This window comes from Pseudomonas sp. RL_5y_Pfl2_73, from assembly GCF_963970515.1.
In the GTDB taxonomy this organism is placed as follows: Bacteria; Pseudomonadota; Gammaproteobacteria; order Pseudomonadales; family Pseudomonadaceae; genus Aquipseudomonas.
In genome coordinates this window covers 160,417-185,142 of record NZ_CAXAPD010000003.1, presented here as the reverse complement: position 1 = coordinate 185,142, position 24,726 = coordinate 160,417, and the positions used below count along the sequence as shown (strand labels likewise).

19 protein-coding genes and 1 other RNA gene are annotated in these 24,726 nt (G+C 61.4%); 9 read left to right on the top strand and 11 right to left on the bottom strand.

Annotated elements, in window-relative coordinates:
• Positions 1-7 precede the first annotated feature (7 nt).
• The 7 genes from AACY42_RS04135 (at position 8) to AACY42_RS04105 (ending at position 7,119) form a co-directional block, all read left to right on the top strand.
• Positions 8-547 (top strand): FixH family protein, encoded by a 540-nt coding sequence (locus AACY42_RS04135; RefSeq protein WP_339476791.1) that lies wholly within the window; start codon positions 8-10, stop codon positions 545-547.
• A 180-nt stretch (positions 548-727) separates the two neighbouring features.
• Positions 728-3,178 carry a heavy metal translocating P-type ATPase gene (locus AACY42_RS04130; protein ID WP_339476788.1) on the top strand — a complete coding sequence of 817 codons (2,451 nt, stop codon included), beginning with the start codon at positions 728-730 and terminating at the stop codon, positions 3,176-3,178.
• A gap of 24 nt (positions 3,179-3,202) precedes the next feature.
• The gene (gene ccoS, locus AACY42_RS04125; RefSeq protein ID WP_003183505.1) at positions 3,203-3,421 is read left to right on the top strand and encodes a cbb3-type cytochrome oxidase assembly protein CcoS; all 219 of its coding nucleotides are present in this window, start codon (positions 3,203-3,205) and stop codon (positions 3,419-3,421) included.
• On the top strand, positions 3,414-4,097 hold the full coding sequence (locus AACY42_RS04120; protein WP_339476785.1) for a sulfite exporter TauE/SafE family protein: 684 nt from the start codon (positions 3,414-3,416) through the stop codon (positions 4,095-4,097). The genes ccoS and AACY42_RS04120 overlap by 8 nt, the downstream gene beginning before the upstream one ends.
• Before the next feature lie 185 nt (positions 4,098-4,282).
• Positions 4,283-5,665 carry an oxygen-independent coproporphyrinogen III oxidase gene (hemN, locus tag AACY42_RS04115; RefSeq protein WP_339476783.1) on the top strand — a complete coding sequence of 461 codons (1,383 nt, stop codon included), beginning with the start codon at positions 4,283-4,285 and terminating at the stop codon, positions 5,663-5,665.
• Positions 5,666-5,759: 94 nt separating this feature from the next.
• Positions 5,760-6,494, top strand: a complete 735-nt coding sequence (gene fnr, locus AACY42_RS04110) for a fumarate/nitrate reduction transcriptional regulator Fnr (protein ID WP_339476781.1) — start codon at positions 5,760-5,762, stop codon at positions 6,492-6,494.
• A gap of 76 nt (positions 6,495-6,570) precedes the next feature.
• A complete protein-coding gene (locus tag AACY42_RS04105; RefSeq protein ID WP_122567915.1) occupies positions 6,571-7,119 on the top strand; it encodes an adenine phosphoribosyltransferase in 549 nt (182 codons plus the stop codon).
• A gap of 70 nt (positions 7,120-7,189) precedes the next feature.
• Here AACY42_RS04105 and recR read toward each other — a convergent pair whose 3' ends face one another.
• The 4 genes from recR to dnaX form a co-directional block, all read right to left on the bottom strand.
• Entirely contained in the window at positions 7,190-7,792 is a 603-nt protein-coding gene (recR, locus tag AACY42_RS04100) for a recombination mediator RecR (RefSeq protein ID WP_339476775.1), read from the bottom strand.
• 66 nt (positions 7,793-7,858) lie between these two features.
• A complete protein-coding gene (locus AACY42_RS04095) occupies positions 7,859-8,893 on the bottom strand; it encodes an NADP-dependent oxidoreductase (RefSeq protein ID WP_339476772.1) in 1,035 nt (344 codons plus the stop codon).
• Between the two features lie 275 nt (positions 8,894-9,168).
• On the bottom strand, positions 9,169-9,507 hold the full coding sequence (locus tag AACY42_RS04090) for a YbaB/EbfC family nucleoid-associated protein (RefSeq protein ID WP_339477066.1): 339 nt from the start codon (positions 9,505-9,507) through the stop codon (positions 9,169-9,171).
• Positions 9,508-9,571: 64 nt separating this feature from the next.
• Entirely contained in the window at positions 9,572-11,647 is a 2,076-nt protein-coding gene (gene dnaX / locus AACY42_RS04085) for a DNA polymerase III subunit gamma/tau (RefSeq protein WP_339476770.1), read from the bottom strand.
• 143 nt (positions 11,648-11,790) lie between these two features.
• On the opposite strand from dnaX, the gene AACY42_RS04080 reads away from it, so the two are divergent.
• A complete protein-coding gene (locus AACY42_RS04080) occupies positions 11,791-12,561 on the top strand; it encodes a substrate-binding periplasmic protein (protein WP_339476767.1) in 771 nt (256 codons plus the stop codon).
• On the opposite strand, the gene AACY42_RS04075 is transcribed toward AACY42_RS04080, so the two are convergent.
• Positions 12,507-14,255 carry a putative bifunctional diguanylate cyclase/phosphodiesterase gene (locus AACY42_RS04075; RefSeq protein ID WP_339476765.1) on the bottom strand — a complete coding sequence of 583 codons (1,749 nt, stop codon included), beginning with the start codon at positions 14,253-14,255 and terminating at the stop codon, positions 12,507-12,509. The two genes, AACY42_RS04080 and AACY42_RS04075, sit on opposite strands and share 55 nt — an antisense overlap.
• 339 nt (positions 14,256-14,594) lie before the next feature.
• Between AACY42_RS04075 and AACY42_RS04070 the strand changes: the two genes are divergently transcribed.
• Positions 14,595-14,909, top strand: a complete 315-nt coding sequence (locus AACY42_RS04070) for a helix-turn-helix domain-containing protein (RefSeq protein WP_339476763.1) — start codon at positions 14,595-14,597, stop codon at positions 14,907-14,909.
• Between the two features lie 186 nt (positions 14,910-15,095).
• Here AACY42_RS04070 and ffs read toward each other — a convergent pair.
• The 6 genes from ffs to smc all read right to left on the bottom strand — a co-directional run bounded on the left by ffs (position 15,096) and on the right by smc (position 24,726).
• Positions 15,096-15,192, bottom strand: an RNA gene (gene ffs, locus AACY42_RS04065) — signal recognition particle sRNA small type.
• Positions 15,193-15,735: 543 nt separating this feature from the next.
• Complete coding sequence (locus AACY42_RS04060) at positions 15,736-16,119, bottom strand: hypothetical protein (RefSeq protein WP_339476761.1); 384 nt, start codon at positions 16,117-16,119, stop codon at positions 15,736-15,738.
• A 154-nt stretch (positions 16,120-16,273) separates the two neighbouring features.
• Entirely contained in the window at positions 16,274-17,434 is a 1,161-nt protein-coding gene (locus AACY42_RS04055; RefSeq protein ID WP_339476758.1) for a zinc-binding metallopeptidase family protein, read from the bottom strand.
• Between the two features lie 148 nt (positions 17,435-17,582).
• Positions 17,583-19,940 (bottom strand): NAD-dependent DNA ligase LigA, encoded by a 2,358-nt coding sequence (gene ligA, locus AACY42_RS04050; protein ID WP_339476755.1) that lies wholly within the window; start codon positions 19,938-19,940, stop codon positions 17,583-17,585.
• A gap of 194 nt (positions 19,941-20,134) precedes the next feature.
• On the bottom strand, positions 20,135-20,980 hold the full coding sequence (gene zipA, locus AACY42_RS04045; RefSeq protein WP_339476753.1) for a cell division protein ZipA: 846 nt from the start codon (positions 20,978-20,980) through the stop codon (positions 20,135-20,137).
• Between the two features lie 257 nt (positions 20,981-21,237).
• Positions 21,238-24,726: a chromosome segregation protein SMC gene (gene smc, locus AACY42_RS04040; protein ID WP_339476750.1), complete on the bottom strand. Its 3,489-nt coding sequence runs from the start codon at positions 24,724-24,726 to the stop codon at positions 21,238-21,240.

The following is a 24,726-nucleotide window of genomic DNA, read 5'->3' as shown; positions in this document are numbered from 1 at the left end:
ACTGAACATGCCTGCAGCAACCGCCACCAGCCCCTGGTACAAGCACCTCTGGCCGTGGATCATCATTGGGATTTTGGCCTGCTCGGTCACACTGAGCCTGACCATGGTGACCATCGCCGTGAACAACCCGGACAATCTGGTCAACGACAACTATTACGAAGCCGGCAAAGGCATCAACCGCTCCCTGGAGCGCGAACTGCTGGGCCAGACCCTGCAATTGCATGCCAACGTGCAACTGGATGACGTCACCGGCGAAGTGAACCTGCGCCTGAGCGGCGACAGCCGGCCCCAGACCCTGGAACTGAACCTGATCTCACCCACCCAGCCGGAAAAGGATCGCAAGGTCGTCCTGACCCGCAACGACAGCGAACCGGGGCGTTACGTCGGCCAGTTGACGAACAAGATCGAAGGCCGGCGCTTTGTCGAATTGCTGGGGGTCGAGAACGACAAGACCTGGCGGTTGTTCGAAGAAGAGCAGATCAACCATGACCAGGCCGTCCTGCTCGGTGATGAACCGCTGCAAGGCGCTGAAGACCTGAAAAAATAAGCGGGTCAACAGCCCCTGTAGGAGCTGCCGAGCGAAGCGAGGCTGCGATCTTTCCCCGGACAATTGAGTCTCAAGCGAAAGATCAAAAGATCAAAAGATCAAAAGATCGCAGCCTTCGGCAGCTCCCACAATCCGTATACCCCTTGCAAACCCACTATGCCAGGCCTTCATGCGACAACCATGACCACTCCACAGCCCTGCTACCACTGCGCCCTGCCCGTTCCTCCTGGCAGTCGCTTCACCGCCGTTGTCCTCGGTGAAACCCGCGAGCTGTGCTGCCCGGGCTGCCAGGCGGTGGCCGAGGCCATTGTCGCCGGCGGCCTGGAAAGTTATTACCAGCATCGCAGTGAAGCGTCGGCCAATCCCGAGTCCCTGCCCGTCCAATTGACCGATGAACTGGCCCTGTACGATCGCCCCGACGTGCAGCAATCATTCGTACGCCATGAAGGCGAATTGGCCGAAACCACCCTATTGATGGAAGGCATCAGTTGCGCCGCCTGCGGCTGGTTGATCGAAAAACAACTGCGCAGCCTGCCCGCCGTGGCCGAGGCGCGGCTGAACCTGTCCAATCACCGCCTGCATGTACGCTGGGCCGACGCTCAACTGCCGCTGAGCACGCTGCTCGCCGAATTGCGCCAGATCGGCTACGTAGCGCACCCGTACCAGGCCGACCAGGCCTGTGAACAACTCGCCGCACAAAACCGCCTGGCCCTGCGCCAATTGGGTGTAGCCGGTCTGCTCTGGTTCCAGGCGATGATGGCGACCATGGCCACCTGGCCGGAATTCAACATCGACCTGAGCCCGGAGATGCACACCATCCTGCGCTGGGTCGCGCTGTTCCTCACCACACCTATCGTGTTCTATAGCTGTGCGCCGTTCTTCAAGGGCGCGATGCGCGACCTGCGCACCCGGCACCTGACCATGGACGTTTCGGTGTCCCTGGCCATTGGCGGCGCCTATGTCGCCGGGATCTGGACTTCCATCACCGGCGTGGGTGAGCTGTACTTCGATGCCGTGGGCATGTTCGCCCTGTTCCTGCTGGCCGGCCGCTACCTGGAACGCCGGGCCCGGGAGCGCACGGCGGCCGCCACCGCCCAACTGGTCAATCTGTTGCCGGCCTCGTGCCTGCGCCTGGAGGATAACGGCCAGAGTGAACGCATCCTGCTCAGCGAATTGCGCACCGGTGACCGGGTACTAGTGCATCCCGGGGCGGTCCTGCCGGCCGACGGCAGGATCCTCGATGGCCAGTCCAGCATCGACGAATCGCTGCTGACCGGTGAATACCTGCCACAACCTCGGCAAGTGGGCGACGCGGTCACCGCCGGTACGCTGAACGTCGAAGGGGCCTTGACGGTTGAGGTGCTGGCTCTCGGGCAAGACACCCGATTGTCGGCCATCGTGCGGCTGCTGGAGCGGGCCCAGGCCGAGAAGCCACGACTGGCGGAAATCGCCGACCGCGCCGCCCAATGGTTCTTGCTGTTCTCCTTGGCCGCCGCTGCCGTCATCGGGCTGGTGTGGTGGCAACTGGACGCTTCGCGCGCGTTCTGGATCGTCCTGGCGATGCTGGTCGCCACCTGCCCTTGCGCGCTGTCCCTCGCCACGCCGACCGCCCTCACCGCCGCAACCGGCACCTTGCACAAGCTGGGCCTGCTGCTGACGCGCGGTCATGTGCTGGAAGGTCTGAATCAGATCGACACGGTCATTTTCGACAAGACCGGCACCCTCACCGAAGGCCGCCTGGCGTTGCGCGCCATTCGGCCATTGACGGCCCTCGACAGTGATCAATGCCTGGGCTTGGCCGCCGCCCTGGAGAACCGCTCGGAGCACCCCATCGCCCGCGCCTTCGGCCGCGCGCCATTGGCCGCCGAACAGGTGCAAAGCACCCCGGGACTGGGGCTGGAAGGCTTGGTGGCCGAACAGCGCCTGCGCATCGGCCAGGCCGGTTTTGTCTGCGAACTGAGTGGCGCCGCCGTACCGCAAATGCCGGACGAACCCGGGCAATGGCTATTGCTGGGCGATGAATCCGGGCCACTGGCCTGGTTCGTCCTCGATGACCGCTTGCGCGCCGATGCCCCGGCGCTGCTGGCGGCCTGCAAGGCACGGGGCTGGCGGACGCTGCTGTTGTCAGGTGACAGTTCGCCCATGGTTGCCAGTGTCGCCGCCGAACTGGGCATCGATGAAGCCCGCGGCGGTTTGCGCCCGGACGATAAACTGGCCGTGTTGCAACAGTTGCACCAGCAGGGCCGCAAGGTGCTGATGCTCGGCGACGGGGTGAACGACGTTCCGGTGCTGGCGGCCGCGGACATCAGTGTCGCCATGGGCTCGGCCACCGATCTGGCCAAGACCAGCGCCGATGCGGTGCTGCTGTCCAACCGCCTCGACGCCCTGATCCACGCCTTCAGCCTGGCTCGGCGCACCCGGCGGGTGATCATCGAGAACCTGGTGTGGGCAGCACTGTACAATGGCCTCATGTTGCCGTTCGCCGCCCTCGGCTGGATTACGCCGGTATGGGCCGCGATCGGCATGTCCATCAGTTCGCTGACCGTGGTGTTGAATGCGCTGAGGCTGACGCGTCAGCCCAAGGCGCAGGTTTTCGACGCCACGCCCGATACCCGCCCGCAACCGGCCTGAGCCGCGCGGGCATGGAGTTCCGACATGCCAGCTCTCTACGTGATGATCCCGGCCGCGCTGCTGATCGTGGCCATTGCCGTGTACATTTTCTTCTGGGCCGTGGACAGCGGCCAGTACGACGACCTCGACGGTCCGGCCCACAGCATTCTGTTCGACGATCAGGACCCGAACCACAAGGCCGCGGTGGACGAAGCCAGTGGCGAGGCCCGCAAGCCGGACGACAAGGCTCCGCCCCATGCTTGACCTGGCACCCCTGCTGGTTTCGGCGGTCATCCTTGGCCTGCTCGGCGGCGGGCACTGCCTGGGCATGTGCGGCGGCCTGATGGGCGCCCTGACCCTGGCGATCCCAAAGGACCAGCGCAGCCGGCGCTTTCGGTTGCTGCTGGCATACAACCTGGGGCGGATCCTGAGCTACGCCGCCGCCGGGTTGTTGATTGGCCTCGCCGGTTGGGCCGTGTCCAACAGCCCGGCAGCAATGATCATGCGAGTTCTGGCCGGCTTGCTGTTGATCGCCATGGGCCTGTACCTGGCGGGCTGGTGGAGCGGCCTGACCCGCATCGAAGGTGTGGGGCGTGGCTTGTGGCGACACATCCAACCCGTCGCCAACCGTTTGCTGCCGGTGTCGAGCCTGCCTCGTGCCTTGCTGCTCGGCGCGCTATGGGGCTGGCTGCCGTGCGGCCTGGTCTACAGCACCCTGTTGTGGTCCGCCAGCCAGGGCAATGCACTGGACAGCGCGTTGCTGATGCTCGCCTTCGGCCTGGGCACTTGGCCGGTGCTGCTCGCCACGGGCCTGGCCGCCGAGCGCATCACTGCCCTGCTGCGCAAACGCAGCGTGCGCGTGACCGGTGGGTTGCTGGTGATAGTTTTCGGGGTATGGACACTGCCGGGGCCACATCAGCATTGGCTTATGGGGCATTGATCGAGTCACCCCAATCGCGAGCAAGCTCGCACACACTTGATCGTGGGTGTACGCAACACTTTTGTCGGAGCGGGCCTGCTCGCGATTGGCCCTGACTCAACCCTCGCCCGTTGACGCAAATCAAAACGGCCGCGCCCACGCCCCCCTAGACTCGCCCCATGCCAGTCTATCCGGGGAATGCCCGCATGCTCGACACCATTTGTTGGGATTCAGATCTCATCCGCCGTTACGACCTGGCGGGACCACGCTACACCTCGTACCCCACTGCGGCGCAGTTCGGCAGCCAGGTGGGCACCTTTGACCTGCTCCATGCCCTGCGCGACAGCCGAAAGGCCCAGCGGCCGCTGTCGCTGTACGTGCACATACCGTTCTGCGCGAACATTTGCTACTACTGCGCCTGCAACAAGGTCATCACCAAGGACCGCGGCCGCGCCCACGCCTACCTGCAACGCCTGGAACAGGAAATCCAACTGATCGGCTGCCACCTGGACCCCACCCAGCGCGTAGAACAGTTGCACTTTGGCGGCGGCACCCCGACATTCCTCAGCCACGACGAACTGCGCCAATTGATGGCCAAGCTGCGCAAGCACCTGAACCTGCTGGACGACGATTCCGGCGACTACGGCATCGAAATCGACCCCCGGGAAGCCGACTGGTCGACCATGGGCCTGCTGCGGGAACTGGGCTTCAACCGGGTCAGTATCGGCCTGCAAGACCTTGACCCGGCGGTGCAACGGGCCGTCAATCGCCTGCAAAGCCTGGAAGAAACCCGTGCTGTGGTCGAAGCCGCCCGGACCTTGCAGTTCCGTTCGATCAACATCGACCTGATCTACGGCCTGCCCAAGCAGAGCCCGGAAAACTTCGCCCGCACCGTCCAGGAAGTCATCCTCCTGCAACCGGACCGGGTCTCGGTGTTCAACTACGCCCATCTGCCGGAACGCTTCATGCCCCAGCGGCGCATCAACAGCCAGGAGTTGCCGACCCCGGAGCAGAAACTGGCAATGCTGCAAGGCACCATCGAACAACTGACCGCCGCCGGTTACCGCTATGTCGGTATGGACCACTTCGCCCTGCCCGACGACGAACTGGCAATCGCCCAGGAAGAGGCCACATTGCAGCGCAATTTCCAGGGCTACACCACCCATGGCCATTGCGACCTGATCGGCCTTGGCGTGTCAGCCATCAGCCAGATCGGCGATTTGTACTGCCAGAACAGCAGTGACCTGAACCATTACCAGAACACTCTCGCCGACGGGCAACTGGCGACCAGTCGCGGGCTGATCTGCAACGCTGACGACAGGCTGCGGCGCGCGGTGATCCAGCAGTTGATCTGTCATTTCCACCTGCCTTTCGCCGAGATCGAGCAAACCTTCAACATCGATTTTCGCGGTTACTTCGCGCCGCAGTGGCCACAATTGCAGGCCATGGCTGCGGATGGGCTGATCGAACTGGATAACACCCACATCCGGGTATTGCCCGCCGGGCGCCTGCTGGTGCGATCGGTGTGCATGGTATTCGATGCTTATCTGGAGCAGCACAATCGCCAACGCTTCTCCCGAGTCATCTGAGCGCGACAATTTGACGACGAAACCACGCTGGCCGGACTGTCTGCTCTGGGGTACCCTTACGTCCTATGCGTGATTTCCCACAAGGATTTAAGAAATGTCCGAGCCAGTCAAACTGCGCGCCCACAACCAGGCCCATTGCAAGGATTGCAGCCTGGCCCCCCTCTGCCTGCCACTTTCGTTGAACCTAGAGGATATGGACGCGCTGGACGACATTGTCAAACGCGGCCGACCGTTAAAGAAAGGCGAGTTTCTGTTTCGCCAGGGCGATACCTTCGATTCGGTCTATGCGGTGCGCTCGGGCGCCTTGAAGACCTTCAACCTGAGCGACGGCGGCGAAGAACAGCTCACCGGCTTCCACCTGCCCAGCGAGCTGGTAGGCCTGTCCGGCATGGACACCGAATCCCATCCGGTCTCGGCCCAAGCGCTGGAAACCACCTCGGTGTGCGAAATTCCCTTCGATCACCTGGACGAACTGGCCATACAGCTGCCGCAACTGCGCCGCCAGTTGATGCGGGTCATGAGCCGGGAAATCCGTGACGATCAGCAAATGATGCTGCTGCTTTCGAAAAAAACCGCCGACGAACGTATCGCCACGTTCCTGGTCAACCTCTCGGCACGCTTTCGCGCCCGCGGGTTCTCGGCCAACCAGTTCCGCTTGAGCATGTCGCGCAACGAAATCGGCAACTACCTGGGCCTGGCGGTGGAAACCGTATCCAGGGTATTCACCCGTTTCCAACAGAACGAGTTGATTGCCGCCGAAGGCAAGGAAATTCACATTCTCGACCCGATCCAGCTCTGCGCCCTGGCCGGCGGCTCGATCGACGGCTGAGGCGCCTGCGCGGCTGAGAGATGTGCCCAGCCGCGCTATACTGCCGCGTTTGCAGCTCAGCCAGGACACCTCCACGATGGTTTTTGACTCCTTCGATATCAAATCCCTGATTCGCCCGGTGATCGATTTCCCCAAGCCCGGCGTGATCTTTCGCGACATTACCCCCCTGTTCCAATCCCCGACCGCCCTGCGGCTGGTCATGGACAGTTTCGCCCACCGGTATGTCGAGGCCGAGTTCACTCACATCGGCGCGATGGATGCGCGGGGTTTCCTGATTGGCTCGATCCTGGCCTATCAGTTGAACAAGCCGCTGATCTTGTTTCGCAAGCAAGGCAAGCTGCCGGCTGATGTACTGGCCGAGGGTTACCAGACCGAATACGGCGAAGCCTTCCTTGAAGTGCACGCCGACAGCTTGTGCGAGGGTGATTCGGTGGTGATGTTCGATGACCTGATCGCCACTGGCGGCACGCTGATCGCCGCTGCCAACCTGATCCGCCGCATGGGCGCCAAGGTCCATGAAGCCGCGGCGATCATCGACTTGCCGGAACTGCTCGGATCCCAGCGCCTGGAAGACATGGGGATTGCCACGTTCTGCCTGACGCAGTTCTCGCTCAGCGAAAAATAATCAACGAACGATAATCGAACCGAATGTGTGTGTGCGGGGTTGCTCGCGCCCACAGGGGGTTGTGTTGCTGTTACAACGCGATCGGCTTGCGCCCCGCAAACGAATGCGCCAGCGTCCCGCCATCCACCAACTCGAGCTCCCCACCCAGCGGTACGCCGTGGGCGATGCGCGAGGCGATCAGGCCTTTGTGGTTGAGCAGTTGGGCGATGTAATGGGCGGTGGCTTCGCCTTCGACCGTCGGGTTCGTAGCAAGGATGACTTCCGTAAACGTACCCGCTTCTTCGATCCGCGCAATCAACTGTGGAATGCCGATGGCTTCAGGCCCCAAGCCGTCGAGCGGTGACAAATGGCCCTTGAGCACGAAATAACGGCCACGAAAACCGGTCTGCTCGACCGCATACACATCCATCGGCCCTTCCACCACGCAGAGCAGGCCGTCGTCTCGACGCGGGTCGGCACATTGTGGGCAGAGGTCGTCTTCGGTGAGGGTGCGGCATAAACGGCAATGCCCTACGCCTTCCATGGCCTGGCTCAGGGCCTGGGCCAGACGCGAACCGCCGCTGCGATCACGCTCAAGCAATTGCAACGCCATGCGCTGGGCAGTTTTCTGACCCACGCCCGGCAACGTTCGCAGGGCATCGATCAGTTGGCGAATCAAAGGGCTGAAGCTCATGGAGGAAATGTCCGACATAACAACGAGACGCGGTTTATACCTGCGCCTCCGATTAGCGTCAAATACTCAATCCTGCGCGACCCGCACCACCAACTTGCCGAAGTTGCGCCCTTCCAACAGGCCGATAAACGCCTGTGGCGCATTCTCAAGGCCATCGACCACGTCCTCACGGAACTTGACCTTGCCATCACGCACCCAAGGGACCATGGCGCTGATGAACTCCGGCTGACGGTCACCGTAGTCATCAAACACGATAAACCCCTGGATCCGCACGCGCTTGTTCAGCAAGGTGCGCTGTAGTTGCGGCAAGCGATCCGGGCCGCTCGGTGCCTGATGATCGTTGTAGGAAGCGATCAGGCCACAGAGCGGGATCCGCGCCTTGGCGTTGAGCAATGGCACGACGGCATCGAACACCTTGCCCCCGACGTTTTCGTAATAGATATCGATGCCCTTGTCGCAAGCCTGCGCCAGCGCCTGGGCAAAACTCGGGCTCTTGTGGTCGACACAGGCGTCGAATCCCAGCTCGTCGACCACGTACTGGCATTTCTCGCTGCCACCCGCGACGCCGACGACACGCAGGCCCTTGATCTTCGCCACCTGGCCGACCACCGAGCCCACCGCACCTGAGGCCGCCGCGACCACCAGGGTCTCCCCGGCCTTGGGTTGGCCAATGTCCATCAGCCCCATGTAAGCGGTCATGCCCGGCATGCCCAGCACGCCCAGGGCCATCGACGGGCTCGGCAGCCCCGAAGGGATGGGCATCACGTTGCGTCCGTCGCTGATGCTGTGGCTCTGCCAACCGGTGGCTCCCACCATCCGATCACCCTCCTGGAATTTCGGGTGCATCGAGCGTTCCACGCGGCTGACGGCGCCGCCGGTCATCACCTCGTCGATTTTTACCGGAGCAGCGTAGGAAGGCGCGTCACTCATTCGCCCGCGCATGTACGGATCCAGGGAAAGGAACTGCGTCTTGAGCAGGATCTGCCCTTGCGCCAGCTCCGGCAGCGTCACGTGCTCCAGACGAAAGTTGTCCGGGGTCGGGGCGCCGTGAGGACGGGAGGCCAGGACGATGCGCTGGTTGGAGGTCGATGCTTGTGACATGGAAGCGTCTCCTTGATCGTTGAGTAGCACGTATAGGGAGCAGACCATTGCCGAGGGGGCGGCGTTCGATGTGTGTTCAGCGGGTACTTGTGAGAGCAAGGCTTGCTCGCGATGCAGACACCTCGGTTCGTCGGAGCCGCACGTCATCGTTCATCGCGGGCAAGCCTGGCTCCCCCAGGTATGATTTCGGCCACCGCACGCTCCAATGACAGAAACAAAAATGCCAGGCGCGATGCCTGGCATTGTGTGTAGCCCATCCCGACCAGGATGGCGAATCAGAACGGCAGTTTCATGCCCGGCGGCATTTGCATGCCGGCCGTCACGCCAGACATCTTGTCCTGGCTGTTGGCTTCGATCTTGCGCACCGCGTCATTGACGGCGGCGGCGAACAGCGCTTCGAGCATCTCCTTGTCGTCTTCGCTCAGGCCTTCGACCACGCTTGGGTCGATGCTGACGCGCTTGATGTCGTGGCGACCGGTCATGACCACGGTCACCATGTCGCCGCCGGACTTGCCGGTGACTTCGGCGTTGGCCAGTTCTTCCTGCATCTTGGCCATTTTTTCCTGCATCTGCTGCGCCTGCTTCATCAGGCCGGCCATGCCACCTTTCATAATGGAAATCACCTCGAAAGTACTTGGATAAACAACGCGCCCGGCCCGTTCGGCCCGGCGCCTTCAGTTATGAGCCCTGGATGACCGGGGCCTCGACAGGTTCAATAGTATCGTGACGGACCACGGCGCCGAACTGTTGCATCATCTGTTGGATGAATGGATCGCCGTGGATCGACTCCTCGGCTTCGCGCTGACGGTCGGCACGGCGCCGGGACGCGGCCTGGGCCGGGGTCTCCTGCTCGGGCTTGATCAGCTCGATGGTCAGCGTCAGGGTGCGTTGGTGATACTGGTTCAGCGCATCGTTTAGGCGACGTTGCTGGGTTGCGTTGAACAGGGCGCTGTGGGCCGGGTCCAGGTGCAGCAGCCAGTGGTCGCCTTCCACGGCGATCAGCGTGCAGTTGGCGGCGATGCTACCGGTCATGCCGCTGATCGGCAGTTTAGGAAACAGCTCCAGCCATTGCAGGGCCAGCCCGGTGGCCGGCATCGCCGCGGGTTCCGGCTCAGGCTCGGGGGCCGGCTCCGCGGCGTGCTCGCTGGCCAGTTCGTCCAGGTAGCTGTAGGCCGAATCCATGTCTGGCTCGATGTAATCCTCGTCCAGCGGCGGTTCGTCGTCCTGGTCGATGCCTGGCGTGGCGACATCGACGTCGGCCACGGTCGGTTCGGGCACCGCCGCGGCAACCCACTCCGGCGCATCGGGCACCACGCTGTCGGGCGCCGGCAAAGGCATCGGCGGCAACTCAGGCTGCTCGGCGATGGTCTCCAAGACCGGCTCCACGGCAGATTGCTGGGCAACCTCAGGCTCGACCGGATCGTTCCAGGGCAGATCGACGACGGCTTCGGCGACAGAGTCTGACAGCACCTCAACAACCGGTTCAGGTTCTGGCTCAGGGGCCGCAACAACAGGTGTCGGGGCCGGTGGCGCCACAGGTGCCGGTGCTACCGGAGCCGAAGCCACTGCCGGCGCAACGACTGGCGCGCCAGCCACTGGCTTGGCGGAATCAGCTGTGGCCTGGCTGATCCCCACTGGCTTTAGCGCTTGCCTCGGGGCGTCCGCCGTGTCGGCTGGCCGGAACGCCAGCATTCGCAGCAGGACCATTTCGAAGCCCCCGCGCGGATCTGGTGCCAGGGGCAGGTCGCGACGGCCAATCAGGCCCATCTGGTAATAGAACTGCACGTCTTCGGCCGGCAACGCCTGGGCCAGGGCCAGTACGCGATCACGGTCGCCGTGGCCGTTGTCGACGCCATCAGGCAAGGCCTGGGCGATGGCGACCCGGTGCAGCACGTTGAGGATTTCCGAGAGCACGCCATTCCAGTCCGGGCCCTGCTCGGCCAGGTGGCGCACCGCTTCGAGCAACGCTTTCGCGTCGCCTTCGATCAGCGCATGCAAAACGTCATAAACCTGGCCGTGATCGAGGGTGCCGAGCATGGCCCGGACATCCGCAGCCATGACCTTGCCTTCACCGAAAGCGATGGCCTGGTCGGTCAGACTCATGGCGTCGCGCATCGAACCATCGGCGGCGCGGCCCAGCAGCCACAGCGCATCATCCTCGAAGGGCACGTTCTCTACGCCCAGTACGTGGGTCAGGTGCTCGACCACCCGCTCCGGCGTCATGTTCTTGAGGGAGAACTGCAGGCACCGCGACAAAATCGTTGCAGGAAGTTTCTGCGGGTCGGTGGTCGCCAGGATGAACTTGACGTAGGGTGGCGGTTCTTCGAGGGTCTTGAGCAGCGCATTGAAGGAATGGCTGGAGAGCATGTGCACTTCGTCGATCAGGTAGACCTTGAAGCGCCCACGGCTCGGCGCGTACTGCACGTTGTCGAGCAGCTCGCGGGTGTCTTCGACCTTGGTGCGGCTGGCGGCGTCGATCTCGATCAGGTCGACGAAACGGCCCTCGTCGATTTCCCGGCAGACCGAGCACTCGCCGCAAGGCGTGGAAGTGATGCCGGTTTCACAGTTCAGGCACTTGGCAATGATCCGCGCGATGGTGGTCTTGCCCACGCCACGGGTACCGGTGAACAGGTAGGCATGGTGCAGCCGCTGGCTGTCCAAGGCATTGATCAGAGCCTTGAGCACATGGGTCTGGCCGACCATTTCGCGGAACGAGCGCGGACGCCATTTACGTGCAAGAACCTGATAACTCATCGAAAACCGTCGCAACGAAGGAACATAAGCGGCTAATGCTAGCGGAGCAGGGGCGAAATTGCATCCGGTGTGCTCGTCTAATCTGACTAAGATTGGATCAGAAACCCGGTTGTCGACACGGTTTTGCACAGTCAGGAGAGTTTATGCGTTCAGCCATGGGGGCTTTGCTGTTGTTGGGTACCAGTTGCTTTGCCGAGCAAGCACCCTTGCGTTTCGCCGTTACCGACAGCTGGGCGATGCCCATGGTGCAGATCGAACGAGGGCGCCCGACCCAGGGCATCCTTCCCGATATAATGACCAGCCTGGCGACCCAGGTGGGGCTGCCGGCGCAATTCCATGTCCTGTCCCGCGCCCGCCTCGACGGCGCCATGAAACACGGCGAAATCGACATGCGTTGCTACGTCAGCCCCGACTGGCTGGAGGACAGTGGCGATTACCTCTGGAGCATCCCGTTGTTTTTCCAGCGCGACCTGCTCGTCGCCACGGCAAGCGCCCCTGCGGCGGTCACAATAGCCACGCTGCCGGAGCAGCCCATCGGCACGGTACTCGGCTATAGCTACCCGACCTTGCAACCCTGGTTCGACCGCAGCCGACTGCACCGCGACGATGCCCGCAGCCAGGAACAAGTGCTGGCGAAACTGCTGGCCGGACGTTATCGCTACGGGATCAGCAACCAATGGGCGCTGGACTGGTTCAATCAACGTCATACCGCTGATCGGCAGCTCCATGAAGTGGCAGTGCTTCAGGAACAGCAGTTGAGCTGTTATGTGCGCAACGACCCGAACATTCCAGCACAACGCATTCTGAGTACCTTGTTGGACATGAAAACATCCGGGGAAATCGACGCGATCATCCAGCTTTACACTGGCCGCAGTGACGCATCGCAGGCCAGGAGCGAGGCGCCCTCCCCCTGATCGCCGGGCCGCTGCTGCCATTGCGAAGGCGGGATGAACCCCTGCACCCAGCCGGGTATCTGTTCGGGTGGCATGGGCCGAGCGATGAAATAACCTTGTGCCACCTCGCAGCCCAGGCTCAACAGCAGTTGACCATGCTCAAGGCTATCCAACCCTTCGGCAACCACCTCACGGCCAAACGCCCGAGCCAGGCCGATCACCGCTTCGGTCAGTGCCAGGTCGTCGCGGTCGTGGAGAATGTCGCGGACAAAGGTCTTGTCGATCTTGATGGTTTGCGTGCGCAGATGCTTGAGATCGTTGAGCGAGCAGTAGCCCGTGCCGAAACCGCCCAGCGAAAACCCCACGCCCAGAGCATGGCAGGCCTGGAGGCAGGCGCTGACGTGGGCAAGGTTTTCCACCGCGACAGATTCGACAATCTGCAGATCCAACAGGCGTGGCGGTACCGCCGGATGCCGTTCCAGCACCTGTCGCAGCCGCTCGACAAAGTCCGCCCGCTGGAAATGCCGCGCCGAGATATTGATGCTCACCGGCCAACCCTGCCCCGCTTGCAGCCATTGCTGCAACTGGGTCAATACCTGCTCCATGACCCACTCGCCGATCTCGACGATCAGGTCGGTCTCTTCCACCAGCGGCAGGAACTCCCGAGGCGGTACCAGGCCGCGTTGCGGATGCTTCCAGCGCAGCAGCGCCTCAAGCCCAACCACGGTGCCATGACGCATATTGACCTTGGGCTGGAAATGCAGCCGCAGTTCATTATCGGCCAGCGCCTGGCGGACCCGCTCGACTGTCTGGTAAGTGGCGCGCACTTCCTTGTCCCGGGACACATCAAACAAGTGGAAACGATTGCGCCCGCTTTGCTTGGCCACGTACATCGCCTGGTCGGCGTGGCGCAACAACGTCTCAGCGTCTTCGTTATCCCACGGAAACAGTGTGACGCCAATACTGGCAAAGACCTTGATGTCCTTCCCGTCAATGCCATACGGCATGGAAACGGCGATCAACACCCGGTTCAAGGCGGCGTGCAACTCATCCATCCCACGCACATGGCGCAGCACCAGCACGAACTCGTCCCCACCCAGCCGCGCCACCACATCCTCGCCACGCACGATACTGCGCAGGCGCCTGGCGACCTCCACCAGCAGCCGATCACCGCTGGCATGGCCATAACCGTCATTGACCGCCTTGAAGCCGTCGAGGTCGAGCATGCACACCGCCAGGGGCAGGTTCTCCGCCCGGGAAAACGCCAGGGCCTGATCCAACAGATCGGACAGATAAGTGCGGTTGGGCAATCCGGTCAGCACATCGTGACCTACCCGCCATTGCAGCGAATGCAGCAGGCGACGCTTCTCGCTGACGTCGAAACGAATCGCCAGGTAGCGTTCGATTTGCCCTGTCTCGTCATCAATCACCGGCACCAGGGTGGTGTCGACCCAGTGCAGCGTACCGTCCTTGGCCCGGTTGCAAATTTCCCCTTTCCAAACCTGGCCCAGGGCAATAGTGCGCCACATGCTGTTGAAGAATTCGTCAGGGTGCTCACCGGAATTGAGCAGCCGATGATTCACGCCCAGCAACTCATCGCGCCGGTAACCAAAAAGGCTGCAAAATTGATCGTTGACGTAGGTGATGCGCCCGCTCAGATCGGTTTCGGAAAAAATCGCGGCGGCGTCAACGGCTCTGCGGTACTTCTTATCCATCGAAGCAGTCATCCATGAGTCAGGCTCATTTGTCGCGCGCGGTTGCACCGCCTTCAAGACAGGCGAAAATCAACTAGGCTCAAACACTTTGAGAAAAGCTGGAGCGCGGGCTTCTGGCGGTGCTAAGGGAGGGCTTCAGCCCTTGCCTTGTATCACGGCAAGAAACGCAAGACCCGGTCTCTGTACACACTCCGGCGCCTGAAGCAGGTCACCAAATACCCGTGCCAAAGGCCGATTCTACGAAACACATCACACTTTGCAAAGCAAGGTGATGGATCACGCGGTTGCCTAATGCGAAAATCTATCGTTAAGTTCTTGATTCTAAATGGGAATTAAGCGATGCGAATTTCAAGTTTGGGTCCGGCCATCAGACGCTACCGCAAAGTAGCGGGGCTTACTCAGGCTGAACTTGGCGAAAAAACCGGTTTCGACCCCAAAACCATCAGCCGCTTCGAAACCGGCACCTACACCCCCAGCGTCGAAGCCTTGTTCCTGCTTGCCAATGTGCTGGATGTAGAGCTGAAAGCCTTTTTTGCCGACATGGGTAATGAGGACGAACAGCGAGCGTATCTGTTCGGCGTCATACACAAAGCCACCTCCAAGGACCTGGGAAAGCTGATCGCAGCGGTCGATCAGGCCTTGTCCAAGCCTTGATGCAGATGTGAAAGAGAAGCCGGGACTGTCGATGGGAGGCAGGCCGGGTTTCTCTTTGACTTCGGCCTGTCCTGCCTGGCCAAAACCTGAACAGCAGAACGCACTGATCGATTCGATCAGCAACACAAAAAGAAATTTTGAATTTGGCAGACCTTGCGAACGAAGGCCTGAGCGTTATGGAGGCAACCCCACCAGCCACACCCCGGCACACAATGTTCCCGCTGTGGCTGCTTCCTTCCGGATCTGACCAGGTTCACGGGTAATCGTTGCGGGGGGACCGATGGGGTCACCATAACGACGCCCGCCTGACGGCGAGCCGCGCCATTGTACCTATCTGGTGGGAAGTTACAACCGTTCGTGCCGGATTAAAAAACTGAAGGTGTTCAAGCACTTGCCGTGGGAACAAAGCTTGCTCGCGATGACGTCGGCCCATTAGCCATGGTTGCAAGCTGACCCACCGCTTGCTCGCGAAGGCGTCGGTACATTCAACATCAATGCTTGCACTAGTGTCCTGTGTCGCAAATACGTTCGTTTTTTGACGAATGGCTGTTGTCGTCTGGACGCGACGAGTCATGGCCCGCTATGGCGAGGAGCGGCACGCAGCATGACAACAACAGCCACGTCAAAAAGGAACAGCATTTGTGATACCGGACACTAGGCACTCACAACTAACCCTCCAAATAGCTATCAACATTAAACCTCAGCAACTGCCAATTTTATTATTTAACGACCATCAATCGTTTTTCTTTCGCCAGCAGATTGGTTTCCGGCAAAGGCAATAACGCCCACTAAAAATAGTGGACGTTATTGCTGAAATTTCTCTCAATCACGACGAGGTTTTACAGACGACTACCGGGCAGAACGGCCCATACTCGCCATTGAGCGCTTGAGCTCGAACTTGAACATTGAAATAAACCGGCCGGGCTGCCCCGCTGACGCCGATCTCATGTCGATACCAGCCACGGTGGTCCGGCCGCACTCTGGTTGCAGGGACAAATTCTCCCTCACCACCCGCCACAGCCTGCACCCTGAAGGTGTGCGCGGCAATCTGGTCGGGGCGGATATTATCCGGGATCTGCCAAGCCAATATGATCGTGTATCGGCTTTGCCCGGCCTGGGAAAGCCTGCGTGGCGCGTTAGGCACTACCACCATTGCATCCATATCATTATTTTCCATCGTATCTTCCCTAATAAAAAAGCCATCATCCATGGCGGCTTTCATGCTAAAGGAAAATATGAACGACAGGTATAATCAAAACAAATGGTATCACTTAACTTTGCCAACCTCTCATGAAGAGCGGGCAATGCACTTGATACGTTCAATACCGACTTGGATGTTCAATCCATTCGCCGCGCGAGCAAAACTACAACAGCACCTCATCCGCCCGGCCACCCTCCTCCTGGATCACCAGATGAATGAAATGCAGCTTGGTAATAACGGCGGCCGGTACGACGAACGGGTAGAAATCCGGTTGACCCATGCTGCGGGACAGTTCGTTGAGCATGCCTGCCAGTTCGATCCAGGCGTTGACGAACGAGAGGAAGGCCGCACCGCCAGCGCGCTCGGAATCGTATAGGGTTTCGGGCGGGAACGGCTGGTAGTCGAAATCCATTTCCCGGGCGCTCATACCGAAACCCAGAGCAGTGTCCACCGCGTCCATCATGTGCAGGTAATGGGCCCAGGTTTCCGCCCAGTCCTCCCATGGGTGCATAGTGGCATAGGCGCTGACGTAGCAGGTTTGCCAGTCCTGCGGCGCGCCTTGCTGGTAGTGCCGTTCCAGGGCTTGAGCGTAGCTGGCGCGCTCATCGCCGAACAGCTCGCGAAACGCCTCGAGCCAATGGCTGTTGGCGACCAGCCGGTCCCAGTAGTAGTGCCCCACCTCATGCCGGAAATGCCCGAGCAAGGTGCGATACGGCTCACGCATCTGCTGGCGCATATTTTCGCGATGGGCGTCGTCAGCTTCCTTGATGTCGAGGGTGACCAGTCCACTGGCGTGACCGGTGGTGGGTGGCGTGCCGTCGGGATCGACACCGATGAAATCAAACGCCAAACCGATGCTTTCGTCGACGGTTTTCGGGATGACCGGCAGGCCAAAAGTAATCAACTGCCCGACCAGTCGACGCTTGGCGGTCTCGACCTTGCACCAGCGTTCGGGATTTTCCGGGATCGACAGGTCAGGAATGGTGCGATTCAGGCTACAAGCGATGCACAGGGTATCGCGCCCATTGTCCGGCAGCAGCCAATTGCAGGCCGCCGGGGTGTCAAGGTTGGCGCAACGGCGAAACAGCCCGGCTTGGGGATCGGCGTCCAGTGTCCAAGTCCCGGCTTGCTCGCCGGGTTGCAAGGAGCTCAGGCGACTCTGCTCGGGTTGATAACCCAGCGCCGCCAGGCAGGCCAGGCATTGGCTGTTGCGAAAGAACAATGACTGACCACAGCGGCACGGCCAGACTTTGCTGTTACGTGAACGATCACCCAGGAACGGCGCGGCGATGCGTGAGCTCAGTTGTTCGAAGAAGCGGTACATGGCGATCTCTCCCTGGAGCCTGCAAGACTAGATCATCGCCAAGAGCCGATCGTTCCCCGCCCTGCGCCATAGCGCCCAATGAACCGCGGCGAGGGAGCAAGCGTCCTCGCCACAAGAGCATGAATGTCGCCCGAGGGAAAGCTCATGGTTAAACCGTGATGCCATGCTGACTCAGGAAGACAACAAACGCCTCTTCATCCAGCACCTTGAGGCCCAGCTCATTGGCCTTGGTCAATTTCGAACCAGCACCCGGCCCCGCCACCACGCAGTGGGTTTTCGCCGACACGGAACCGGCGACCTTGGCCCCCAGGCTCTCCAGCTTGTCCTTGGCGACGTCGCGACTCATCAACTCCAGCGAACCGGTCAGCACCCAGGTATGACCTGCCTCGGGCAAGCCTTCGACGACTTTCTTCTCGCTCTGCCAATGCATGCCAAAGTCGCGCAATTGTTGTTCCGCTGCCTCGGCCTGCTGACGATTGGCGGCAACGGCAAAGAACTCGCGCACGGCATTGGCCTGCTTTTCCGGCAACGCCTGGCGCATGTCCAGCCAGTCGGCGTTCATCACCGCCTCGAGTGAACCGAATTTATCTGCCAGTTTCTGCGCCCCTCCCGGGCCGACCGAAGGGATGTTCAGCTTGTCGAGAAAGCCGCCCAGGGTCGTGCTGGCGGAGAACTCGGCGCCCAGCTCGCCTTGGTCCTGGATCTCGAGACCGTGGCGCAGCAGGTCCTTGATCACTTGGCGGTTGTGTGGGTCTTCGAAGAAGCTGTGAATCTCGTGGGCCACTTCCAGGCCGACGTCAGGCAAGTAGGTGAGCACCTGGGGCAAGGCCGCCTGCACGCGTTCCAGGGAACCGAGGGAGCGAGCCAGGACCTTGGCGGTCTCCTCGCCCACGTCCGGGATGCCAAGGGCATAGATGAAGCGCGCCAGGCTCGGCTTTTTGCTGTCGACGATGGCGGCCAGCAGGTTCTTGCTCGACAGTTCGGCAAAGCCTTCCAGGTCGACCACCTGTTCGAAGGTCAAGGCATACAGATCGGCGGGCGACCCCACCAGGCCTTCATCCACCAGTTGCTCGACGCTCTTCTCGCCCAGGCCTTCGATGTCCATGGCCCGACGCGAGACGAAGTGAATGATCGCCTGCTTGAGTTGCGCGCCACAGGCCAGGCGACCGACGCAGCGATACACCGCACCTTCGCTGATGGTTTCACGGCCCTTGCTGCGCTTGATCAGTTGCGTGCGCTCGACGTGGGAACCACACACCGGACACTGCCGGGGGATCTCCACGAGGCGGGCATCGTCCGGGCGGCGCTCGGTGATCACTTGCACCACTTGCGGGATCACATCGCCGGCACGGCGGATGATCACGGTGTCGCCGATCATCAGACCCAGGCGCGCCACTTCGTCCATGTTGTGCAAGGTAGCGTTGGCCACGGTCACGCCAGCGACCTTGACCGGTTTGAGGCGCGCCACGGGCGTGACAGCGCCGGTGCGGCCGACCTGGAACTCGACGTCGAGCAACTCGGTGAGTTCTTCTGAGGCCGGGAATTTATGAGCGATGGCCCAACGCGGTTCCCGGGCACGGAAACCCAACTCGCGCTGTGAGGCGATGCTGTTGACCTTGAACACCACCCCATCAATTTCATAAGGCAACGCATTGCGCCGCTCGCCGATGTCGCGGTAGTAATCCTGGCATTCGTCAATACCGTGGGCCAGCTTCAATTCACGGCTGATGGGCAAGCCCCAGGCCTTGAGCTGCTTGAGATTGCCGATGTGGGTATCGGCAATGTCCACGGTCACCTGGCCGATACCATAGCAGCAGAACTCCAGCGGGCGGTTGGCGGTGATCTTGGAATCCAGCTGGCGCAGGCTCCCCGCCGCCGCGTTGCGCGGGTTGGCGAAGGTTTTGCCACCCACTTCCAACTGCGTAGCGTTGAGGCGCTCGAAGCCGGCCTTGGACATGTACACCTCGCCGCGCACCTCCAGCAGAGGCGGCCAGCCGCTGCCCTGCAACTTGAGGGGAATATTGCGCACGGTACGCACGTTGACACTGATGTCCTCGCCCGTGGTGCCATCACCACGCGTGGCACCACGCACCAGCATACCGTCCTGATACAACAGGCTGACCGCCAGGCCATCGAGCTTCGGTTCGCAGCTGTACTCCACCGCCGCACCACCGCCCAGCAAATCGCCCACGGGCAGGTCGAGGCCTTCGGTCACCCGCCGGTCGAATTCGCGCAGGGTGATTTCGTCGAAGGCGTTGCCCAGGCTGAGCATCGGGATCTCGTGGCGCACCTGGCTGAACGCCGACAGCGCCACGCTGCCGACCCGTTGGGTCGGGGAATCACGGGTCACCAGCTCCGGGTGCTGCTCCTCCAGGGCCTTGAGCTCGTGGAACAAGCGGTCGTACTCGGCATCCGGGATGCTCGGTTCGTCGAGGACGTGGTAGCGGTAGTTGTGCTGATCCAGCTCGGTGCGCAGCTGTTGAATACGGGTTTCGACGGCGTTCATGGGTGTTCTCTCATAAAGCAAAAGAGCAGCCTAGGCTGCTCATTCTCAATACTTCGATCGCATGTAGGCGCGTAGGAGCTGACGAGTGCAACGAGGCTGCGATCTTACCACTGACGATTGGGTCGTGAGCGAAAGATCAAAAGCTCGCAGCCTCGTTGCACTCGACAGCTCCTACAGGCCGGCGATCTTTGGCCTCAGCGCTTCTGGGTCAATGCCCTGCGCTCGAATTCGACAATGCGCTGGCGGTAGTGCTCGATCGTCTGGGCGGTCAGCACACTGCGCTGATCATCCTTGAGTTCGCCATTGAGCTCCTGGGACAACTTGCGAGCCGCGGCCACCATCACGTCGAAGGCTTGCTTGGGATGACGCGGGCCCGGCAGACCGAGGAAGAAACTCACCGCCGGCGTGCTGAAATGATCGATGTCGTCCAGGTCGAACACGCCAGGCTTGACGGCGTTGGCCATGGAAAACAGCACCTCGCCATTGCCGGCCATGCTCTCGTGACGATGGAAAATGTCCATCTCGCCAAAACGCAGGCCACTTTCCAGGATGTTCTGCAGCAACGCCGGCCCCTTGAAACCGGCCGGGTCGCGGCAGATCACGCTGATCACCAGCACTTCCTCAGCCTGGGCCTGGTCTTTGTCGGCGCTCGAGGTTTTGTTCTCGTCCGGGAAATCGTTGTCGCGGCTGCTGAAGCTCGGCCCACCGTCCAGGTCGAGGTTCAGGTTCAAATCACCCTGGGATGGCTCGCTATTGCGCTTGCCGCGCTTGGAACCCGACTCCCGTGGCTCACGGGCAGGCGCGCTCATCGACGGCAAGTCGTGTTCGTCCAGCTGCGGCTCCTTGTGGGTGTCCAGCACCCGCGGCGGGCCCAGCAGTTCGGCGCTGTCATCCTCATCGGGCAGGTTCGACAGGCTGCGATCCAGGCGAAACTTCAGTTTCCCCTTGCCGCCGCGCATACGACGCCAGCCGTCGAAAAGAATACCGGCAATGACAATGATGCCGATGACGATCAGCCACTCGCGCAGACCGATTTCCATGTAATCCCGTGCCTCTATAAAAATGCTGAAAAATAAGGGGCTTAGCTATTTGCAAACCGCTTTAAAACGTGGTGCCAACTCTATGTTCTGAATGGCATTTTGCCCACGCATACGAAAAATTGACATTAAACTAGCACGACCAAAGATAACTTTACACCGTCTGTCGCACAGGCTTGTGCCCAAACTGTGATTTGAACGACAGGCCCAGGGTAAAAAATACCTACAGCGTTCCAGGTAGAAACCCTACAAGCCCTTTTTCAAGCATCCACCATGGCCATGGCCTCCTCCACATCCACCGCCACCAGCCGCGAACAGCCCGGCTCATGCATAGTCACGCCCATTAACTGATCGGCCATTTCCATGGCGATCTTGTTGTGGGTGATGTAGATGAACTGCACCGTTTCAGACATCTCCTTCACCAGCCGTGCGTAACGGCCTACGTTAGCGTCGTCCAGTGGCGCGTCGACTTCGTCGAGCATGCAGAACGGCGCCGGGTTCAATTTGAAGATGGCAAAGACCAGGGCCAGCGCGGTCAGTGCCTTTTCGCCACCGGAGAGCAAATGGATGGTGCTGTTCTTCTTGCCAGGAGGACGCGCCATGATTGTCACTCCTGTATCGAGTAAATCTTCGCCCGTCAGTTCCAAATAGGCGCTGCCACCACCGAAAACTTTTGGGAAAAGTGCCTGCAAACCGCCGTTGATCTGATCAAAGGTATCCTTGAAGCGGTTGCGGGTTTCCTTGTCGATCTTGCGAATGACGTTTTCCAGAGTCTCCAGCGCTTCCACCAGATCGTCGTTCTGGGCGTCCAGGTAGCGCTTGCGCTCGGACTGCTGCTGGTACTCGTCGATGGCCGCCAGGTTGATTGCCCCCAGGCGCTGGATGCGCTGGGCAATGCGCTCCAGTTCCTCCTCGGCGTCCTTCTCGTTCGCCCCGGTCACCAGGGTGGCGAGCACGCCGTCGAGGTCGTAGCCGTCTTCCAGCAGTTGGTCCTGCAAAGCTTTGCGCCGCACCGTCAGGGCTTGCCACTCCATGCGCTGCTGTTCCATCTGGCCGCGGATCAGTTGCGACTGCTGCTCGGCCTGGCTGCGGCGCTTTTCGGCATCGCGCAGTTCACGGTCGGCATCCTCCAGGGCGATCTGCGCCGTCTTGAGCTCTTCGTCGACGCTCATGCGCTTGTCGAGCAACTCTTCGAGCTTGAGGCGCAGCTCTTCCAGCGGCGCTTCGCCCTCCTCCAGATTGAGGCTCAACTGCTCGCGTTTTTCGGTCAGGCGTTCGGACTGCATTTCCAGCCGTTCCAATGCTTGGCGCGTGGAATCGTGCTGGGCCTTGAGCGAGCCCAAGCGCACCGCCAATTGATGAGCATGGTCCTTGTGCTGGCGTGCTTCCTGGCGCACTCGGTCCAGGCGTTCTCGCAAGCTGTCACGCTGGGCCAGCAGCAGCTCGCGCTGCTCGGTGTCCAGCGCCATGGCATCGAGGGCTTCTTGCAGTTGCAAGCGCGCCTCGCCGATCTGTTCGTGCTCCAGCGCCCGTTGCTCGCCCAGTTCGGTGATTTCTTCTTCCAGACGGGTGCGGCGCAGCGCCAGCTGTTCGACTTTAGCCTTGCCGGCCGACAACTGCGCCTTGAGCTCGCCTTGCTGGCGCGCTTCATCCTGCAGCAGCCGACGCAGGTGTTCGCGGCCGTTCTCCTGCTGACGCTGCTGCGCCCGCAGGTTTTGCAATTCGGTTTCCAGGGCTTCGACGCTGGCCTCGCGCTCTTCGCGCTCGGCACTCAGGCGCTGGATTTCCTGACCCCGAGCGAGCATGCCGCTCTCGGCTTCGCTGGCCCGGCGCACCCGCAGGAAATGCCGACCAACCCAATACCCGTCGCGGCTGATCAGGCTTTCGCCGGCCGCCAACTGCCCACGCAGGGCCAAGGCCTGCTCAAGGCTGTCCACCGGCTTGACCTGCCCCAGCCAGGGCGACAGGTCGACCTGGGCCTCGACCTTGTCCAGCAAACTGCCGGGGATTCGTACGCCGTCGCCAGCCGGGCTGAGCAGGCGCAGATCGCCCTGGGTGAAACCCGACAGGTCGAAGCCAGCGAAGTCATCCACCAGCACCGCTTGCAGGTCGGCACCCAGCACGGTTTCCACCGCCAGCTCCCAACCGGCATCGACCTTCAGGCCCTCGGCCAGTCGCGGACGCTCGGCCAAGTGCTGGTCGCGCAGCCATTCGGCGGTGCCGGTGCCCGGGTCCAGCGCGGCTTGCTGCAAGGCTTCCAGCGAGGCCAAGCGTCCATTGAGCCGCTGCAATTCGCCCTGGGCCTGTTGCTGGTTCTGCAAGGCCAGCAGCAAGGCCTGGCGCAGTTGCTCAAGCCGTTCGACCTGGGCGTCTTCACTGGCTTGCAAGTCTTCGAGGGTGGCTTCGCTGGCCGCCAGTTGCTCACTCAGATCCAGAATCGCCGCGTCTTCCGGATCCGCCGCGAGCAAGGCGCGCTCTTCAGACAGGCGGCGCTGACGGTCGGCCAGGCGCTCCATGCTGGTGTCCAACTGCTGGATGCGCGACTGCTGGACTTCAGCCTGACGCCGTGGCTCGGCCGAGGTCAGGTTGAAACTGTCCCACTGCTCTTGCCAGCCATGCATGGTCAGTTCGGCTTCTTCCAGGGCCGCGGCAGCCTCTTCGGCGGCGGCGCTGGTGATTTCCTGCTCCGGCGTGAGTCGGTCCAGCTCCTCGCCGAGGGTCAACAGCAAGGTGCGGTCGTGTCCCAGGTGTGATTCGGTTTCCAGGCGCGCCCGCTCAGCTTCCTTCAAGTCATCCTGCAACTGCCGCAGCCGTTGCTGACCGTGCTGGATGCTCTGCTCGACCCGTGCAATGTCCCCCCCCACGGAATAGAAGCGTCCCTGCACCAGATTGAAGCGCTCGGACAGGTCATGGTGCCCGTCGCGCAGGCGCTCAATGGCGGCATCGGCGTTGCGCTGCTCGGCCACCAGGGCTTCGAAGCTGACTTCCTGATTGCCGATGATCGCCTCACGCTGGCCGACCTGCTCGTTCAGCGCCTGCCAACGCAGGGCCGAAAGTTGGGCCTTGAGCTGGCGCTCCTCGCCCTTGTATTCCTGGTACTTCTTCGCGGCCTCGGCCTGACGATGCAAACGCTCGAGTTGGCGTTCGAGTTCTTCACGCAGGTCGGTCAGGCGCGCCAGGTTCTCGTGGGTGCGACGAATGCGGTTTTCAGTCTCGCGCCGCCGCTCCTTGTATTTGGAAATACCGGCGGCTTCTTCGATGAAGTTGCGCAGGTCTTCGGGCTTGGCCTCGATCAGCTTGGAGATCATGCCCTGTTCGATGATCGAGTAGCTGCGCGGGCCCAGGCCGGTGCCGAGGAAAATATCGGTGATGTCGCGACGCCGGCACTTGGCGCCGTTGAGGAAATAGCTGTTCTGGCTGTCGCGGGTCACTTTGCGACGAATGGAGATTTCCGCATAGGCCGCGTATTCACCCACTAGGGTGCCGTCGGAGTTATCGAACACCAGCTCGATGCTGGCCTGGCTCACCGGCTTGCGACTGGTGGAGCCGTTGAAGATGACATCGGTCATCGACTCGCCACGCAGGTTCTTGGCCGAACTTTCGCCCATTACCCAGCGCACGGCGTCGATGATGTTCGACTTGCCGCAACCATTGGGCCCGACCACCGCCGCCATATTACTGGGGAAGTTCACCGTGGTCGGGTCGACGAAGGATTTGAACCCCGCCAGCTTGATGCACTTGAGCCGCAC

Bases quoted from the DNA above. Each gene is read 5' to 3' on its own strand.
- AACY42_RS04095 (WP_339476772.1), bottom strand. From the start codon at position 8,893: ATGTCACAAGCATCGACCTCCAACCAGCGCATCGTCCTGGCCTCCCGT.
- AACY42_RS04080 (WP_339476767.1), top strand. From the start codon at position 11,791: ATGCGTTCAGCCATGGGGGCTTTGCTGTTGTTGGGTACCAGTTGCTTT.
- AACY42_RS04105 (WP_122567915.1), top strand. From the start codon at position 6,571: ATGGTTTTTGACTCCTTCGATATCAAATCCCTGATTCGCCCGGTGATC.
- AACY42_RS04130 (WP_339476788.1), top strand. From the start codon at position 728: ATGACCACTCCACAGCCCTGCTACCACTGCGCCCTGCCCGTTCCTCCT.
- hemN (WP_339476783.1), top strand. From the start codon at position 4,283: ATGCTCGACACCATTTGTTGGGATTCAGATCTCATCCGCCGTTACGAC.
- zipA (WP_339476753.1), bottom strand. From the start codon at position 20,980: ATGGAAATCGGTCTGCGCGAGTGGCTGATCGTCATCGGCATCATTGTC.
- AACY42_RS04135 (WP_339476791.1), top strand. From the start codon at position 8: ATGCCTGCAGCAACCGCCACCAGCCCCTGGTACAAGCACCTCTGGCCG.
- ccoS (WP_003183505.1), top strand. From the start codon at position 3,203: ATGCCAGCTCTCTACGTGATGATCCCGGCCGCGCTGCTGATCGTGGCC.
- recR (WP_339476775.1), bottom strand. From the start codon at position 7,792: ATGAGCTTCAGCCCTTTGATTCGCCAACTGATCGATGCCCTGCGAACG.
- fnr (WP_339476781.1), top strand. From the start codon at position 5,760: ATGTCCGAGCCAGTCAAACTGCGCGCCCACAACCAGGCCCATTGCAAG.
- AACY42_RS04070 (WP_339476763.1), top strand. From the start codon at position 14,595: ATGCGAATTTCAAGTTTGGGTCCGGCCATCAGACGCTACCGCAAAGTA.
- AACY42_RS04060 (WP_339476761.1), bottom strand. From the start codon at position 16,119: ATGGATGATGGCTTTTTTATTAGGGAAGATACGATGGAAAATAATGAT.
- AACY42_RS04055 (WP_339476758.1), bottom strand. From the start codon at position 17,434: ATGTACCGCTTCTTCGAACAACTGAGCTCACGCATCGCCGCGCCGTTC.
- ligA (WP_339476755.1), bottom strand. From the start codon at position 19,940: ATGAACGCCGTCGAAACCCGTATTCAACAGCTGCGCACCGAGCTGGAT.
- dnaX (WP_339476770.1), bottom strand. From the start codon at position 11,647: ATGAGTTATCAGGTTCTTGCACGTAAATGGCGTCCGCGCTCGTTCCGC.
- AACY42_RS04120 (WP_339476785.1), top strand. From the start codon at position 3,414: ATGCTTGACCTGGCACCCCTGCTGGTTTCGGCGGTCATCCTTGGCCTG.
- AACY42_RS04075 (WP_339476765.1), bottom strand. From the start codon at position 14,255: ATGGATAAGAAGTACCGCAGAGCCGTTGACGCCGCCGCGATTTTTTCC.